The organism is Olivibacter domesticus, from assembly GCF_900109575.1.
Taxonomy (GTDB): Bacteria; Bacteroidota; Bacteroidia; order Sphingobacteriales; family Sphingobacteriaceae; genus Olivibacter; species Olivibacter domesticus.
In genome coordinates this window covers 498,879-516,075 of record NZ_FOAF01000002.1, presented here as the reverse complement: position 1 = coordinate 516,075, position 17,197 = coordinate 498,879, and the positions used below count along the sequence as shown (strand labels likewise).

8 protein-coding genes are annotated in these 17,197 nt (G+C 39.5%); 7 read left to right on the top strand and 1 reads right to left on the bottom strand.

Annotated elements, in window-relative coordinates:
* Positions 1 to 4: 4 nt before the first annotated feature.
* Complete coding sequence (locus tag BMY50_RS12695; RefSeq protein ID WP_093324834.1) at positions 5 to 3,073, bottom strand: SusC/RagA family TonB-linked outer membrane protein; 3,069 nt, start codon at positions 3,071 to 3,073, stop codon at positions 5 to 7.
* A gap of 366 nt (positions 3,074 to 3,439) precedes the next feature.
* On the opposite strand from BMY50_RS12695, the gene BMY50_RS12690 reads away from it, so the two are divergent.
* The 7 genes from BMY50_RS12690 (at position 3,440) to BMY50_RS12660 (ending at position 17,185) form a co-directional block, all read left to right on the top strand.
* On the top strand, positions 3,440 to 3,982 hold the full coding sequence (locus tag BMY50_RS12690) for an RNA polymerase sigma factor (RefSeq protein WP_093324831.1): 543 nt from the start codon (positions 3,440 to 3,442) through the stop codon (positions 3,980 to 3,982).
* A 39-nt stretch (positions 3,983 to 4,021) separates the two neighbouring features.
* Positions 4,022 to 5,173: a FecR family protein gene (locus BMY50_RS12685; protein WP_093324826.1), complete on the top strand. Its 1,152-nt coding sequence runs from the start codon at positions 4,022 to 4,024 to the stop codon at positions 5,171 to 5,173.
* 86 nt (positions 5,174 to 5,259) lie between these two features.
* Positions 5,260 to 8,544 carry a TonB-dependent receptor gene (locus BMY50_RS12680; RefSeq protein WP_093324824.1) on the top strand — a complete coding sequence of 1,095 codons (3,285 nt, stop codon included), beginning with the start codon at positions 5,260 to 5,262 and terminating at the stop codon, positions 8,542 to 8,544.
* 260 nt (positions 8,545 to 8,804) lie between these two features.
* Positions 8,805 to 10,265 (top strand): RagB/SusD family nutrient uptake outer membrane protein, encoded by a 1,461-nt coding sequence (locus BMY50_RS12675; RefSeq protein WP_093324821.1) that lies wholly within the window; start codon positions 8,805 to 8,807, stop codon positions 10,263 to 10,265.
* Between the two features lie 20 nt (positions 10,266 to 10,285).
* Positions 10,286 to 12,283 (top strand): FAD-dependent oxidoreductase, encoded by a 1,998-nt coding sequence (locus BMY50_RS12670; RefSeq protein ID WP_093324818.1) that lies wholly within the window; start codon positions 10,286 to 10,288, stop codon positions 12,281 to 12,283.
* 365 nt (positions 12,284 to 12,648) lie between these two features.
* Positions 12,649 to 15,729: a SusC/RagA family TonB-linked outer membrane protein gene (locus BMY50_RS12665; RefSeq protein ID WP_093324816.1), complete on the top strand. Its 3,081-nt coding sequence runs from the start codon at positions 12,649 to 12,651 to the stop codon at positions 15,727 to 15,729.
* A gap of 4 nt (positions 15,730 to 15,733) precedes the next feature.
* The gene (locus tag BMY50_RS12660) at positions 15,734 to 17,185 is read left to right on the top strand and encodes a RagB/SusD family nutrient uptake outer membrane protein (protein WP_162276583.1); all 1,452 of its coding nucleotides are present in this window, start codon (positions 15,734 to 15,736) and stop codon (positions 17,183 to 17,185) included.
* Positions 17,186 to 17,197 lie beyond the last annotated feature (12 nt).

The window sequence follows — 17,197 nt, the reverse complement described above, 5'->3', positions numbered from 1 at the left end:
ATTGCTAAAAATTAACGTTTAAGCCTAAGGTAAAGATCCTATTCATGGGCTCAGAGCCACTATTATAACCAGGCGTACTATTTATGCCATCCACCTCCCCAGCAGTGTACCCTTCAGGGTTATAACCATGAAAATTTTTATCAGTAATCATAAAGAGATTGTTGATAGAGGTATAGAATCTACACCTTTTCATCTTAAGTTTATTGGCTAAATGTTCCGGAAGTGTATAGCCGAAGTTGAGATTGCGGACTGCTAAGAAAGAAGCGTTCTCGATGTAAACACTGGAGTTTCCCTGAAATTCCAGTTGACTGAGCGCAGATGCCGGCATTTTCCCGTCGCCAGGATCATTCTCCGACCACCATTGTCCTTCAACAAGCGATCTCCGCATGGCGCCCAGCACATTACCTTGGTAATATTGGTTTTCGAAATTATACATTTTTGCTCCCAGTGAGGCTTGTATCGCAATACTCAAATCAAAATTCTTCCATGAAAAATCATTGACCATACCTAGAATCATTTTAGGCATATAATTTCCGAGTATTACTCTATCTTCCGGCGTGATGCGCTTATCTCCGTTTACATCCTCATATTTTGGATTTCCAGGCTTTGATCCCGACAGGATAGGCGTATTGTTTACCTCTTCTTGATTTTGCAGTACCCCTATAGCATTGTATCCATAATAGGAAAACATAGGCTCTCCCAACCGCAACAGCCAGCTCATCCCGAAACGATCCGTATATAAGCGTTCGGTTAAACCGCCTAGATCGACTACCTTATTCCGATTTCGAGCTAAATTGAAAGATGTTGTCCACGTTAATGGCCCCTTAAGATTTTGTGATGTTAATTCCAGCTCAATACCCTCATTACGTATTTCACCTATGTTTGTTAGCCAACTTGTGAAACCGGTAATTGCCGGAATGGATACATTATAAAGAAGGCTGGAGGTGTTTTTTCGATAATAATCAGCCGTAAAAGTCAATCTGTTTTGGAATAATCCAAGATCTAAACCCAGATCATATTCATGTGTTTTTTCCCAACTTAAGGAGGGATTGCCAAGGGTTGTTTGTACCTGTGCATTTGCCAACTCATTATTAGGCGAATAATAAGTATTACCAATTTGGCCAAGGAAATCAAAATTTCCGATATTGAAATTTCCGGTCGACCCATAACTAGCGCGAAGTTTTAGATCACTAATAGACGACAGGCTTTTCATGAATTCTTCTTGAGAAACCCTCCAAGCCACCGATGCAGAGGGAAACCAACCCCATTTATTGTCAGGGCCAAATCTGGAAGAAGCATCCGTCCGCATAGAAGCGGATAATATGTATTTATCTTTATAAGCATAGTGAATCCGCGAAAAATAAGAAACTAGACCCCATTCTGTTTTAGAGGTACGTGTTTGGGCCGGATCAATAATAGCATTGTTCAGTGTGTGTATAATATCATTATTGAAAGAACCTGGAACGGCACCCATCGCAGAGGATCGAGAAGTTGCCTTTTGGTAAGAGGCTCCTAAAATGGCGTCAAAGTGGTTGTCATTAAAATCCGTTGTATAACTTAACACATTTTCATTCAGTAAGTTGATTGTTCTGGCATCCGAAGCTGTTCCCGTAGAAATACCATTTGTGGAGCCCCAAGTAGTTCTAAATCTGTCGGAAGTAGAATAGGCTATGGTAGTACCCACGGAGGATCTTATTTTCAGTCCTTTTGCGAGATCAATACTGGCAAACATTTCACCTATCGTCGTCATTGCATCATCAAAGTAAAAAGAGCCATCCAAAAATGCCATTGGGTTGGTTTGGCCGGAGACCACTAAACCCCAAAAATCTCTTGCTTTTGGATAAGTACCATCTGCATTTTGTACAGGTACAAATGGCGGATATTTCACTAGATCGATCATGGCATGTGGAGATACACGGTTACGCGTATAATTCGGGTTGAGCATCAGTCCCAAATTAATCGACTTATTCACCTTCACATCCACATTTGCTCTAGCCCCATAACTCTTAAACCAGGTATTTTTTAAAGTGCCCTGTACGTCCTTTACAATTGCCGAGGCGTAGTATTTTACATTTTCAGTTCCACCACTTACTGATAAATCATAATTTTGAAAAGGTGCGGCCGACAATAAAGCATTTTGCCAATTTGTATTTGCATTATTGCGCAGTGCATCGCTCACCTGATATTGTGGTGGTCTACGGTTATCCCCCCATACCGGAATGCTCGTGTCTCCTCCAACATAATTGTATTCTCTATTTTGGTATTTAACCGCATATTCATAATACTCATCCTTACCTAACCAGTCATTATGGCCTATTGCATTGGCAAAACCCCCGTTGATATTAATATTTAACAATGGTTTACCCGTTTTTCCTCTTTTAGTAGTGATAATAATGACACCACCGGCGCCCCTTGAACCGTAAATAGCAGCGGAGGAAGCGTCTTTGAGCACTTCTATAGATGCTACGTCGTTCATATTTACATTTGAAAAAGAACCTCCCGGAAAACCATCTACCACAACCAAAGGACTGTTACCTGCATCAATCGAACCCGAACCGCCGCGGATACGGATCAGCGGAGCGGACCCAGGAGCGCTTCTGGTTTGGGAGACATTTACCCCTGCTAATCGTCCCTGTAGGGCGGCTTCCGGTCTGGCTAAAGGTATTTGATCCAGATTTTTATTCTCTAATTTAGTTACCGCCGCAGTAACCGATGATTTTTTCATCGTTCCATAACCGATAACAACCACTTCATCTAATGTAGAGATATCTTCTTTTAGTGTCACAGTTAGACTTGGTTGGTTGCCTATTTCCCGTGTTTGATTAAGGTAACCTACTAAAGAGAAAATTAAATGGGCCGTTTTGCTAGTTGATAGCATAAAGTTTCCATTTGAGTCGGTTGTAGTGCCTGTTTTATTAAGTGTATCTTTTATTGAAACACCTATTAAGGGTTGCTGCTTCTCATCTATAACTTTACCTTGTATGCGCAGTATTTGAGCGGAGAGTTGTCCTAGACAGGGGTAAGTCGCAAGCAAAGAAATAAGAATTTTTGTTTTTAACCATTTAGTGCTCATATTCAATAATTTAAGTTAGTTTAGGGTTGCATTTGTTTAACGGTTACGTTACCGTTAAAATGTTAAAAAATGTCTGAAGAATAGCGTGTATTCGCATATCTAAATCCATATAGATCAATTTACAGCCATTAAGCCCATTCCAATAAAGTGATTTCCGCAGTGTGAGTTTATAATTTCGGTTACGTACCCGAAGATAGATAATAAAAAAAGACTTATCAAAATATTTTTTAAAAAAAGTGAATCATATGCGTTTTTTTTTCACGATGCATTGTTAATTTCCAAAAAAGAATTAGTTTAGTGGCGTAAACCGAAGTGTAAACCGTCTTTCCGATAATCTATATTCATCATTGCCTAAAAAGCCGATTTATGGAAGCAAAAACTGACGCGCAACTGCTTGCCGGAATAAATAGCCGGAACATAATAGCATTTGATGCACTGTTTCATAAATACTATAAACTGCTTTGCGGTTACGCCTTCCTATTTCTTAAGGACGAAGAGAATGCCAAGGATATTGTCCAAAATCTATTCATAGAAATTTGGGAGAAAAGACGTTTTGAATATTTAGAAGGAAATGTAAAAAGCTATCTATACAAGTCTGTACATAATAGGTGCCTAAATTATCTCAGAAATAATGAAACGAAATTACGCCGTGAAGTTGACTATGAGGAACATATACGAGAAACAGATTACGTAGCAGATCACGAACTGAGGGAACAAGTCTATAAAAGATTGGAAACCAATTTGGATAGATTACCCAAACAAAGAAGAGAAGCTATCAGTCTTGTTTATCTGGAAGATAAAAAATATCAGGATGTTGCAAATGCGATGGGAATAAGTATTAACTCCTTAAAGACACATTTAAAAATCGGATTGAAAAATCTTCGTGACAAAATAAAAAAGAGGGAATAAGTATTAACCTGAATTCAGGTTATCCGTGTAATAGTAAAAATGATAACAGAGGAAGACATACGCAGGCTCTACCTAGAGAAAACAATGGGTGTAATCACTAAAGAAGAAAATAAGTGGTTGCAAGAGCAGCTATTACAATATCCTGAAGGTCGTAAACTTTGGGAAGAATTGGAAAAGGAAGAAAGCAATCTCATCGCTTTTACAGATAAGCTGGAAGTGGGGGACGATCTTTCCAGGGTAAAGCAACAATTAAAGGAATCCGATCATGATAGCCAACGAAGGCAATGGTTTCCTTATGCTGCAGCTGTTTTTCTAATATTGGTTGGAGGAGGTTTCTTTTATGGCTATTTAGTTCAAGATTCAGTCGATAACAACCTATCGAAAGTAGATGACATGCTATCAACAACGGGGAAGAAGGGAGACATAGCGATACAATTAATCGTAGGCGATAATGAAAAGGTACTGCATTTAGATCAGAAAAATGATGCTATAGAAATAGCCGGTAATACCATTAAGAAAGAAGGCGATGCCCTGATTTATAGTAATTCCGATAGATCAGAGAAAACAAATACACTTATTGTTCCGGCCACTAAAGATTATAAACTTGTGCTAGCAGACGGAACGAAAGTTTGGCTCAATTCTTCCTCTCAACTGAAATTTCCGATGACTTTTTCTGGCCCATCAAGAAAAGTATATTTGGAGGGAGAGGCTTATTTTGAAATAGCTCAAAATGTGCAAGCGCCATTTGTGGTACACACGGCAAAGGCCAAGGTGCATGTGCTGGGTACAAAGTTTAACCTAAATGCTTATGGAAATGAAGATGTAAGCACCGCTCTTTTAGAGGGAAAGGTAAAAATGGAAGCGCCAACGGGTGAAGTTATGTTGCTTTCCCCTGGAAATAAGGGTATATATAATCCATTAAATGGCTTTTTGAAAGAATCTTTCGATATAAACGAAATAATCGCATGGAAAGATGGACTATATTATTTTCGTCATACTTCGCTACAGGAAATAGGTAAGATCATGCACCGTTGGTTTGATGTTGCAGTCATTTTTGATAACAATAACTTGAAAAAGAAACCAATTACCGGATTGCTTGACAAGAAAGATTTAGATGGCTTCTTAAAAGATCTGCAAACAACGACTGGCATCCATTACCAACTTCGCCAAGACGGTTTACACCTTTGGTAAATAAAAAATATTTTTTCTTCACCCGTTTTGCATTCTTCAGTGTGGTTATAGTGAATCTAATCTAATAACCGAGTAAACACTCAATTATGCAAAGAAAACGAACCAATCGCAGAATCTATTATCTGCATTTTTCTAAGGTATTTATTGCCTTTTTTCTACTTTTTCAGTTTGAACTTTATGCCAATCCTCTATTAGCGCAATATAAGCTAACAGTAAAAGGTGAAAGTATTACACTTAGCGAGCTCTTTGGTATTATAAAAAAGCAAACGGGCCTTACGGTATTTTATAGTAATGAGCTGTTGAATGATAAAGAGCGAGTAGCAGTAAATTTTAAAGACGCTTCACTAGAGGAGGCCTTGGAATATCTGCTAAGGAATAAAAATATTGCCTATGAGATTAGGAGAAATAAGGTGATTGTGCTAGAGCGACAGAAAACCATTAATTTATCAAATCAACAGGTGCAACAAACATTGCGGGGAAAAGTTGTAGATGAAAAGCAGCAGCCCTTAATAGGTGTTTCAGTAACTGTAAAAGGATCTCCATTAAGGGGAACATCTACCAACAATCAAGGGAATTATGAATTAAAGGTGCTACATGATGCAGTAATCGTTTTTTCTTATACGGGATACGCTAGTCAGAAAATAAATGTTTCGGGGCAGGCAGCGATTAACGTTAGTATGATGCCCCAAGAAGCCGCTTTGGATGAAGTCGTTGTGGTGGGGTATGGAACGGTTCGTAAAGGGGACCTAACTGGTTCTGTTTCTTCGGTAAAATCGGAAGATATAACCGCTTTACCTTCTACTAATGCCATGCAAAGTTTAACAGGCAGGAGTGCTGGCGTCCAAGTGATACAAGGGTCAGGTGCACCGGGTACAAGCATGAACGTACGTATAAGAGGAGGGAATTCTTTGCTGGGAAGTAATGAGCCGCTTTATGTTGTAGATGGTTTTGCGCTATCGGGTAGTCCCACTATTCTTGATCCTTCGGATATCGAATCAATGGAAGTATTGAAGGACGCTTCCGCAACGGCTATATATGGTTCGCGCGGAGCGAATGGTGTAGTGATCATCACTACCAAAAGTGGAAAGAAAGATGTGAATCAGGTTTCCATCAACAGTTATGTGGGATTCCAGAATGTGGTAAAAACAATAGACCTCTTAAATGCCCAACAGTTTGCCGAAATAGCGAACGAACGGGCTCGCAATGACAATGCGCCAGCCTATTTTACCCAAGAACAGATCAATGATTTCGGTGAAGGAACTGATTGGCAAGATGCGATTTTTCGTACAGCTCCCATTCAGAACCATAGTTTAAATATTGCCGGTGGAAATGATAAAACGCGTTATTCTGTTTCAGGAAGTTATTTTGGACAAGATGGTATCGTAATAAACTCGGGTTACAAAAGAGGTTCTTTACGTTCTAACCTGGAGCAACAGGTATCAGACAAGTTTAAAGTGAATCTGAGCACAATATTGAGTCGCACCATCAATAATGCTATTACAAATGATAATCAATCAAGAGGTTCGGGCGTGGTATCTGCTGCTTTAGCTGCTCCTCCAACAATACCTGTTTACGATGAAAACGGAAATTATTCTAATGTAGTACCTTATTCCTTTAGTTCCAATGCTGCGGAGAATCCCGTAGCCTTAGCAAAGGAACGGTTAAACAAAACCACTGGTAGCGGTGTATTAGCAAACCTTGGTTTACAGTATACTTTTTTCGAAGGTTTAACATTGAAAGTATCTGCTGGTATTGATTATGCTAATTCAAAAAGAGATTATTATTCTTCGCGGCTTATTCGTTCTACACCAGCGGGAAATGCAGAAACACGATACGATACACGAACCAACTTTCTTAATGAAAATATTCTAACTTATACGAAGTCCTTCGACGTCCATCAGCTTGATTTAACTGCCGGGGTAACCTATCAGTCAGAAAATACCTCTACAAACATATCAGGTGCCAGTGGCTTTATCTCCGATGTATTGCAGAACAATAATCTTTCTTCCGGAACGGTAATTGGCACGCCTGAATCAACTATCAATGAATGGAAGCTGATTTCAGGGTTATTTAGAGCAAACTATAGTTATAAAAACAGATATCTGTTAACAGCGAGTATACGGGCCGACGGCTCCTCTCGTTTTGGAACGAGTAGCCAATGGGGTTATTTTCCTTCAGCGGCCTTTGGCTGGCGGCTAAAAGAAGAAGAATTTTTGAAGGATATTGCGAGTATCTCTAATTTAAAACTCAGGGCCAGTTGGGGGCAATCGGGGAATACAGCCATATCGCCATATGGATCCTTAAATGTTCTCTCTGGCTTTAATATTATCCTTGGTGATGCCTTGAATACCGGTTTTGCACCAGGTAATACACGTCCCAATCCTGATTTGAAATGGGAAACCACTACGCAGACCAATATTGGTTTTGATTTGGGGTTATTTAATGAACGCTTGCGTTTGACGGCAGACTACTATATCAAGAATACAAGAGATTTATTAGCGAGCGTTCCGCAGGCAACTTCAACGGGTTACCAAAATCAGATGCAAAATATCGGTCGAATTCGAAACAGCGGTTTTGAATTTGACTTAGGCGCCGATATTTCACGCGGCGTATTTAAATGGGACGCTTCCGTGAATTTTTCAGCCAATCGAAACAAGGTAATTGAGTTGGCCAACCATTCTGATGTCTTTGGTGCATCATTACTTATTCCACTGAGCATCAGTCCGAATTTAGTTCGTGAAGGACAACCGGTGGGTGTATTCTACGGATTTTTGGAAGATGGTTTGAATGAACAGGGACGTATACAATATCGAGATCTCGATGGAAATGGTGTAATTAATAATGAGGATCGGACCATTTTAGGTAACCCTAACCCGGATTTTATTTTCGGATTTAATAATAATCTGAGCTATAAGAATTTTTCACTGAATATATTTATCCAAGGTGTGCAGGGTGCAGATCTATTTAATTTTAATTTATCGAATCAAGCAAATTCCTTTAATTTCGGGGAGAACCAGATTGCGGACATATTAAATAGATGGACACCTGAGAATGCTAATTCCAATGCACCTTACCCAGCTATTAGTGTTGGGTCCAGTTTTCGAGAATCTGACCGTTTTGTAGAAGATGGTTCGTTTATCCGTTTAAAAAATATCCGACTTGGTTACAGCATTCCTATGGCCAAAAGTACGAAGATTAAAACCTTGCAATTGTACGTGAGCGGCCAAAATCTCCTAACCATTACTGATTATTCTTGGTACGATCCCGAAGTAAGTACACGCACCAGTGGTTCGGCCACTACATTGGGGATTGATCAAACCAGTTATCCTGTAGCCAAAACTTTTACAATTGGAGTAAGTGCTACATTTTGAATTGTAAATGCTTTAGCCTAAATTATTTAAACTTAAAAAATGATCTGCATGAGGTATTACGCTAAAAAAGATATAAAAAGCTCACGCAAGCTTCATGGCCATTAAAAAACAATTTATACAGATGAAACCATCATGATTTGCCAATCACACAGTGAAATGAACTAAGCGTAGCGTCCTCTTGAACGTTGCTGAAAAACATACAAAAAGTGAAAAATAAATCATGATAGCTTCATCGCCTTAACAAAGCAAATTATATACAGATGAAAAAGCTTATATATATATTTTCGATCATTTTATTTACTGCTTGCAGTAAAACCTTGGAGGAAGTTCCAAAAGATCGGCTATCGGAGGAAAATTTTTATCAAACAGCCCAAGATGCCGAAACAGCCGTAAATGCTATCTATGCACCGTTTAGGGAATTAGGTTATTACGGAGGTTTTTATATGTTATTAACGGAATCCTGTTCGGACTACGCTAATGGCAGAGGTTCGTTTGGCCCAGTAAGTGAGTATAACGGGCTTGATGGTGCCAATATCGGTCGTGCCGAAACTATTTGGAGGTTTGCTTATCAAGCTATTTTAAGGGCGAATACGGTGTTGGAACGAGTACCACCCATCAGTATGGATGATAATAAGAAAAGCCAGTTATTGGCGGAAGCTCGGTTTCTTAGGGCTTTGGCCTATTTTGATTTAGTTAGAAATTGGGGTGGTGTACCTATAAGACAGTCGCTAAATGACCCTGCAGATTTGCCTAGAGGTACTGACGCGGAGGTATATAATTTAATTATTTCTGATTTAACCATTGCAAGTACCGATTTACCACCTACGGTATCAATTCCCGGACGACCTAGTTTATGGACAGCAAAGACGTTGTTAGCTTATGTGTATCTAACAATGGAGAATTGGGAGCAGGCACGAGATACAGCAAAGGAGGTAATGGATGCAGGAGTTTATCAATTGGTGCCTGTTTCTACTGTCAATGATTTCGAGCAAGTTTTTGGAGCAGGTGTGGTAACAAGCACGGAAGATGTTTTTTCCTTTAAATATTCATCTTTGGGTGGTCTTGGTTTTCAATATTTGGTATATATACACGGAGAAAACACACTCTATGCCCCCTTTGGCTTCCGTACCATTTATGCGCGGGAAACTTTTCCTTTAATTGCCAATTGGTCGGATAACGATTTACGAAAAGAATTTAATCTTTACGATTCCTATATCCATCGATCAACAGGCGCACTTGTTCAGCTTCCAGCCAATGAACCTTATCAATTTAGAAAATTTAAAGATTTAGCGTCGGTAGCTGTTGATGCCAGTGCTAATGATATGCCGGTGCTTCGTTATGCCGATGTATTGTTGATTTACGCAGAGGCGGCCAACCAATTAGAAGGAGGGCCCTCTCCAGAAGCTTACGATGCCTTGAATAAAATTAGGCGGCGTGCTTATGGGGTTGACGTTAATACGTCTAATCCGCAAGTCGATTGGGCAGGATTAAACCAGCAATCTTTTCGTGATGCTGTTATGCAAGAACGGGCTTATGAGTTTATGGTAGAAGGCAAACGGTGGAACGATCTAAAACGTTTGGGTAGCGATGGCGTGCGATCGATTATCCAATCGGCGAAAGGGAAAACAGTAAGTGACAGTCATTTTTTATGGCCTATTCCTAAAGTGGAGATGGACAATAACAATGCCTTGAGCCCGAGCGACCAAAATCCTGGTTATTAATAAAATAAATTTGTGTAAAAATGATAAAAAATATAAAATTTTTCTGTCTAGTAGTCTTGGTTTTAATTAAGGTTGAATTGCGGGCACAGGATAAGAATAATTATGACATCTGCATCTATGGCGGTACCTCAGCCGGCGTAATAGCAGCTTATACAGCTGCCAAGGCTGGCAAATCCGTACTACTGGTAGAACCTGGAAAGCGCTTGGGTGGAATGAGTTCAGGAGGCCTGGGATATACGGATATTGGGAATAAATATGTGGTGAAAGGTTTAGCGTTGGACTTTTACAGAAAGATTGGGCAGCACTATGATAAGTTTGAACAGTGGATCTTTGAACCAAAAGTGGCAGACAGTATTTTTCAAAGTTATATACAGGCCGCTCAAGTAAAAGTTCTTTATGAGCATACGCTTAGTAAGGTAAATAAAAAAGACGCTATTATTAAGGCAATTGAAGTGCTTCCCCTTGGTAAATCTTTAGAGAACGTGGTTTCCATTAATGCTAAAATGTTTATCGATTGTTCCTATGAGGGCGATTTAATGGCAAAAGCCGGAGTTTCTTATCACGTAGGCAGAGAAGATAATGCCACTTACGGAGAAACCATTAATGGTATCCAGTTAATGGATGGGCATCAATTCCCTGATAATATTGATCCCTATATTGAGAAGGGAAATAAAAACAGTGGATTATTGTGGGGTATAAGTCCTAAAGAGTTGCAGTCAAACGGCACAGGTGATCGAAAGGTCCAGGCTTACAATTTCCGAATTTGTTTAAGCAATGTACCCGAAAATAGTATTCCTATTAACAAGCCAGCTAATTATGATCCTACTCGCTACGAACTGCTGAAGAGATGGAAGGAAAAATATCCCTGGAAAGGGTTGAATGATGTGTTTATCTGGAGTCGGATGCCTAATGGAAAAACGGATATCAATAACAGAAATGGCTTCTCAACAGATATGATTGGCATGAATTGGGACTATCCAGAAGCCGATTACAAACGACGAAAGGAAATCATTCAAGCGCATGAAGATTATACAAAAGGACTATTATACTTTGTGGGTCATGATCCTTCCGTACCTGAAAAGGTCAGAAAGGAGATGTTGAAATGGGGTTATCCAAGGGATGAATATACCGATAATGAAAATTGGAGCCCACAACTGTATATCAGAGAGGCCCGGCGGATGATCGGTGAACTGGTGATGACACAAAATCATTGTCAAGGTAAAGAAGTCATAAAAGATGACGTAGGCTATGCGGCATATACCATGGATTCTCATAATTGTGATCGACTCGTGGTGAATGGTATGGTGAAAAACGAAGGAAATGTGGAGGTGGGAGGGTTTCCTCCATTTCCAATTTCCTATCGTTCCATTATTCCTAAAAGAAATGAGGTCTCTAATCTGCTAGTTCCGGTTTGTTTATCGGCTAGTCATATCGCTTATGGTTCTATTCGTATGGAACCTGTTTTTATGGTATTGGGACAATCAGCTGCTTTCGCGGCTTGCCTGGCCATTGATTCCAAATCAGCTGTACAAGACGTTCCTTTAGCGGGAATAAAAACACTTTGGGAAAATAATCCAAAAGGAGATGGTAGAAAAGTAGATGTATGGATTGATAGTAGAAATAAACAACAGGTCATTCTATCCGGTAGTTGGCAAGAAGAACAAAGAGGAGGTTATGGATCTGCCTATTTGATCGCACCGGATAATAAAAAACTGAGCACAGCCCAGTTTAGACCAGGCAGTATAGAGCGGGGGAATTATGATATCTATACCTATTTTCCAAAATTGGACGGATCAAGCACGCATGTTACTTATAAGATTCACGATGGGAAACAAGAAATAAAAAAGGCAATTGACTTAACAGCCGTTAAAATAGAGGGCCAAACTTCAGGAGATTGGCTTAAACTGGGCAATTTTGTAATTGTCGATGAAAAAAAGTGCTATGTAGAACTTAGTAATGAAGATGCAAATGGCATTATAGCCGCTAACAGCGTTCTATTTGTGCCCAAAAACAACTGATTTCATTGCATGGAATCCAAAAGATAAAATCCCTGATTAAGATATCACCTTATGCTGTAGAAGCATGTCTGTCTTAATCAGGGTAAGTTTTCGTTCTAGATATGACCAATTATTATTGGCCCGACAGAGTGAATTTGTAAGAACTTTTTTCTGTTTGTTCTCAGGCACTGCCATCTATTCAACTTTCTCTTTTTATAAATAAAAATAGTCTTTACTAAGAAAAACCATTTTTTACCCTGCATTTGGTCAAATATTTCCCCTCCATTACCAAATTTAGTTGAGACATTTGAGGCAATAAACCTATAGAAGTATCCATATCACAATATCGATACCTCTGTTATTGCTAACCATATAAACTCATTTACATGAAACTTATTTATCCATTAAAATGGCCATTGATGGCTTTTTTATTGTTTTTATGCTGGGGATCGCTACCTACTCACGCGCAAACAAAAAGAAAGATTACAGGCAAAATAACCCTGTCGGATCGAAATATAGCTCCCGGTGTAACTATTTCGGTAAAAGGTAGCACGCAAGTCGCGCTATCCGATAATCAAGGTCACTATCAGATTGAAGCTGCCGATAATGCTGTATTAGTATTTAGTCAAGTTGGTACGTCTTCGCAGGAAATAGCTGTTAATAACCGTCAACAAATTGACGTGATACTAGCATTTGATGTATCGCAGATGGATGAGGTAGTGGTTATAGGTTATGGTACGCAAAAGAAGAGAGATGTAACTGGAGCAATTTCTTCTGTAACAGAAAAAGCAATTATTGAACGTCAACCATTGGATGTATACGATGCCATGCAGGGGCAGGTTCCTGGATTACAAATAGCACAGGAATCTGGTCGCCCAGGAGCAGGTAGTTCTGTGAGAATAAGAGGCATCGCTACTTTTGAAGGCGGAGCAGAACCTCTTTATATCGTTGATGGGGCACAAGGAGTTAATATAGATGGGATTAATCCTGCCGACATAGCATCTATCGAAGTGCTGAGAGACGCCGCTTCCGCGGCTATATATGGTGCACGATCGGCCAACGGAGTTATTATTATAACAACAAAAAAAGGAAAAGAGGGGCAACCACAGATCAGCGCCAGGTATTTGCAGAGCTTTAGTGAGTTGGCTAATAAAATTCCACAAGCAAATGCAGCGGAAAGGCGTCTGTTTGATTTTAAGCGAACGGGAAATTGGAGTTCTCAAGCCGACTCGCTAAATCCCTCTTATAATGCCGACAATGATATGCAAGACCTGCTTACTCGAACAGCTGTACGTAACCAGATCGACTTAAGTGTTAGTGGAGCAAATAAAGCGCTGAGTTATTATGGTAGTGCAGGTTATTTACGTGATCAAGGTATCATTATCAATAGCTGGGCAAATATTATTAGAGGACGATTCAATATGGATTATAGGGCTAATGATCGTTTTTCAATGGGCACCCGCGTGCAGCTTTCTTATAGTGAGGAAAATAGAATTAATGAAGGGAACACGTTGAATCAAGCTATTCAACGGCCACCAACATTTAGGGTATATATGCCAGATGGTACGCTGGCTCCAAATATTGGTGGAAGGAGAAATCCCCTAGCGGAGGCGCTATTAAGAAAAAATGAATATGCTAATTACGATGCCAGCATTTATAATTATCTTTCTTATCAGATTTTCGATGCGCTAAAATTTACCGTCGACTTAAACGCACGTGGTACCTACAATAGCCAAGACTCTTTTGTGCCAAAATTACTTAGTAATTCCAATGATCAAAATGAAGGGCGTGCGCAGAACAATTTCCGAACATATTGGCAAACGCAAAGTTATTTTAACTATGATCAATCCTTTAATGATCATACAATAAATGCTGTTTTAGGATTTATGGCAGATCAGCAATATTATGAAGGGGCAAGCATCGGAGGAAGGATGTTTCTTTCGGAAGAAGTAACTACCATGAATTCCGCACAGGAGTTGTTACAGAATCAAATTTATACTGATGGATGGCGAAATTCTTCGGCTTCCGTCTTTGGACGACTAGGTTATTCTTATAAAGGAAGATATTTAATTAATAGCAACCTGCGTTATGACGGCTCTTCTCGCTTCGGAGCTGATAATCGTTGGGGTTTTTTCCCTTCAATATCAGCGGGATGGAGATTTTCCGATGAGTCATTTATGAAGTTTACGAAGAAATGGGTAGATGACGCGAAAATCCGAATTAGTTATGGTTTAACAGGTAATGATCGTATTCCAGAATACATGGCTTTGCAAAGGTATGAAGGAGGTAATTTCTATAATGGGATATCTGGAGTTGCTCCTTCCAGTGCATTTGGAAATAGCACGTTGAGCTGGGAATCTACAAAACAATTTAATCTAGGGGCAGATTTGTCTTTTTTTGACGGCCGAATGTCTATCGTAGCAGACTGGTATAATAAAATAACCGACGACCTATTATACAATGCACCTTTACCTGTCGAAACAGGATTTAACACCGTTAGAGTTAATGTCGGCTCCATACAGAACAGAGGTTTTGAATTTATTATTAATGGCTTAATTGTTCAAAATAAGAACTGGAAATGGGATGTTTCCTACAATATGACGTTTAATAACAATACTGTAAGAAAATTGAGTGATGGTGTGCCGATTAGTAGAGGGCCAGGAGATGGTGTTTGGCTCGTAGAGGAAGGAGGGCGCCTAGGTAATTTTTATGGATGGCAGGCCCTAGGTATTTATCAGTATGACGAATCTAACGCTTGGTCAGAAAAGGGAGATCAACTTACTCCTGTCTTCGATAACACGGGTGATTTTACTGGATATGCTTTAAACGGAACACCTTACACCGGAGAAGTAAGACAGCTAACTACTCGTGGAAATACATCGAACGGTGGAGATGTAATCTGGAAAGATCTGAACGGAGATGGTAGTATAGATGATGCGGACCGGATGATTTTAGGAAACGCGCAGCCCAAATGGACGGCAGGTTTTGCTCATAATATTTCATATAAGAACATTCAGCTATCCTTCAATCTTTATGGAGGCTACGGTGGCATGATTTATAACAGAGCAAGGCAACAAGGAGCAACCATTGCAACTACCAACGCAACTCCAGACCCAGGTTATATCCACGGAGCATGGGCGAAACAGGGAGATGTGGCCACTTGGTATAGACCTGCTAATAATAGCATGGGAAATGCCCGTGAATTGAGCAGCATGTTTCTGGAAGACGCCTCTTTTATCCGTTTAAGAAATTTGAGATTAACGTATAATTTATCCACCGAATGGATACGGAAGATAAAACTTCAGCAGGTCGGTATTTACTTTTTTGGTAATAATCTTTTAACATGGACCGACTATTCTTGGTACGATCCGGAAGTAGCATTTAATAATGCGTTAGAAATGGGATTGGATAATGGACGTTACCCTCGCAAAAGGGAAATGGGTTTTGGTATTAACATCAACTTTTAACATTATGAACACGAAACACTTAATATATAGCTGCTTATTTCTTTTCTTAACTCTTTGTTCAAGCTGTAGCAAATTTCTTGAGCAACAACCAATTTCTGATTTAACGAAGGAGCTGTTCTGGAAAAGCGCAGAAGACGCAAAACTGGCAAATGCTGCCATTTATAATGGAGTACAACGTACACTTAATGGAAACTATATTGATTGGGGCGAGGCACGCTCAGATAATTTTACCTATAGCGGGACAGGAGAATTTCAGCTAACGGTGACACTAAATGCTTTAGAGCCGACTATGGGATTAGTGAATTGGGATAACATTTACCTGACTATTGGACGAGCTAATAGTTCAATAAAATACCTGCCCACTATTACCGACTTAAGCGAAAATCAAAAAAATCACTATTTGGCTCAAGCTTATGCTATTCGGGCGTATATGTATTTTTATGCCATTAGACTCTGGGGAGACGTTCCTTTAAAATTAGAACCCTACGAGGATATAGGTGAAGATCCAACTATTGAGCGGACGTCTGCCAGTCTAATTATGAATGAGGTCATTATTCCGGATTTAAAAAAAGCAGAGGAGCTGATTGATAAAGCGATAATAGAGCCCGTTTGGGAAATCAATATAGGCGGTGTTTTGGCAATAATGACAGACGTTTATTTGTGGAATGGCAATTATCAGGAAGCGGTGGCTACTACTGATAAAATTATAACATTAAATACATATGGACTTGCGCCCGCTTCGGATTGGAAGAAATTATTTACTGATCCTGGCACTACAAGCATCAAAGAGAACATTTGGAGCTTACATTGGAATGTTTCACAGAATGGGTCAAATGGTATTTCTAAAATAGGTTCAGGAAGTAATACATCTCAATATAGAATGGATAGCGTCGCTTTCGAATTATTTGAAGCTAACAAAGCAGATATTAGAAGACAATATACTTACGATACGCTATTGCTTCAAACGAGTACAGGTTTAGATAAAATAGGTAAATTCTATGCATTGGGAGCAGATGGAAGACCGATTTATCCAAATAATAATGCGAATGAAGCGAAATTGCCTTTATATAGATATGCCGATATTTTGCTAATGAGAGCAGAGGCATTGAATAAATTAAACGACAAACAAGGGGCCTTCCTGCTGATCAATCAAGTAAGAACTAGAGCTAAAACCACCGCTCTAAGAATGGAAAATTATCCTGAACAGGAAGATATAGAACGCGCTATCCTTAATGAACGTCAATTAGAGCTTTTCGGCGAAGGGAAAAGATGGTTTGACTTAGTTCGAACAAAAAATGTAATTAAAATCATGGATCCTATTATTAAAAAGCGGCAGCGAAATTTACTATTGCAGGAAACAGGATTTTCCGACGAGCGGTTGATGTTATTTCCCATTTCCAGAGAAGTGATGAATAGAAATCCGAAAATAACGCAAAACCCACCTTATACCGGATAACCTTGGTGAAAT

Bases quoted from the DNA above. Each gene is read 5' to 3' on its own strand.
- BMY50_RS12680 (WP_093324824.1), top strand. From the start codon at position 5,260: ATGCAAAGAAAACGAACCAATCGCAGAATCTATTATCTGCATTTTTCT.
- BMY50_RS12695 (WP_093324834.1), bottom strand. From the start codon at position 3,073: ATGAGCACTAAATGGTTAAAAACAAAAATTCTTATTTCTTTGCTTGCG.
- BMY50_RS12690 (WP_093324831.1), top strand. From the start codon at position 3,440: ATGGAAGCAAAAACTGACGCGCAACTGCTTGCCGGAATAAATAGCCGG.
- BMY50_RS12665 (WP_093324816.1), top strand. From the start codon at position 12,649: ATGAAACTTATTTATCCATTAAAATGGCCATTGATGGCTTTTTTATTG.
- BMY50_RS12675 (WP_093324821.1), top strand. From the start codon at position 8,805: ATGAAAAAGCTTATATATATATTTTCGATCATTTTATTTACTGCTTGC.
- BMY50_RS12670 (WP_093324818.1), top strand. From the start codon at position 10,286: ATGATAAAAAATATAAAATTTTTCTGTCTAGTAGTCTTGGTTTTAATT.
- BMY50_RS12685 (WP_093324826.1), top strand. From the start codon at position 4,022: ATGATAACAGAGGAAGACATACGCAGGCTCTACCTAGAGAAAACAATG.
- BMY50_RS12660 (WP_162276583.1), top strand. From the start codon at position 15,734: ATGAACACGAAACACTTAATATATAGCTGCTTATTTCTTTTCTTAACT.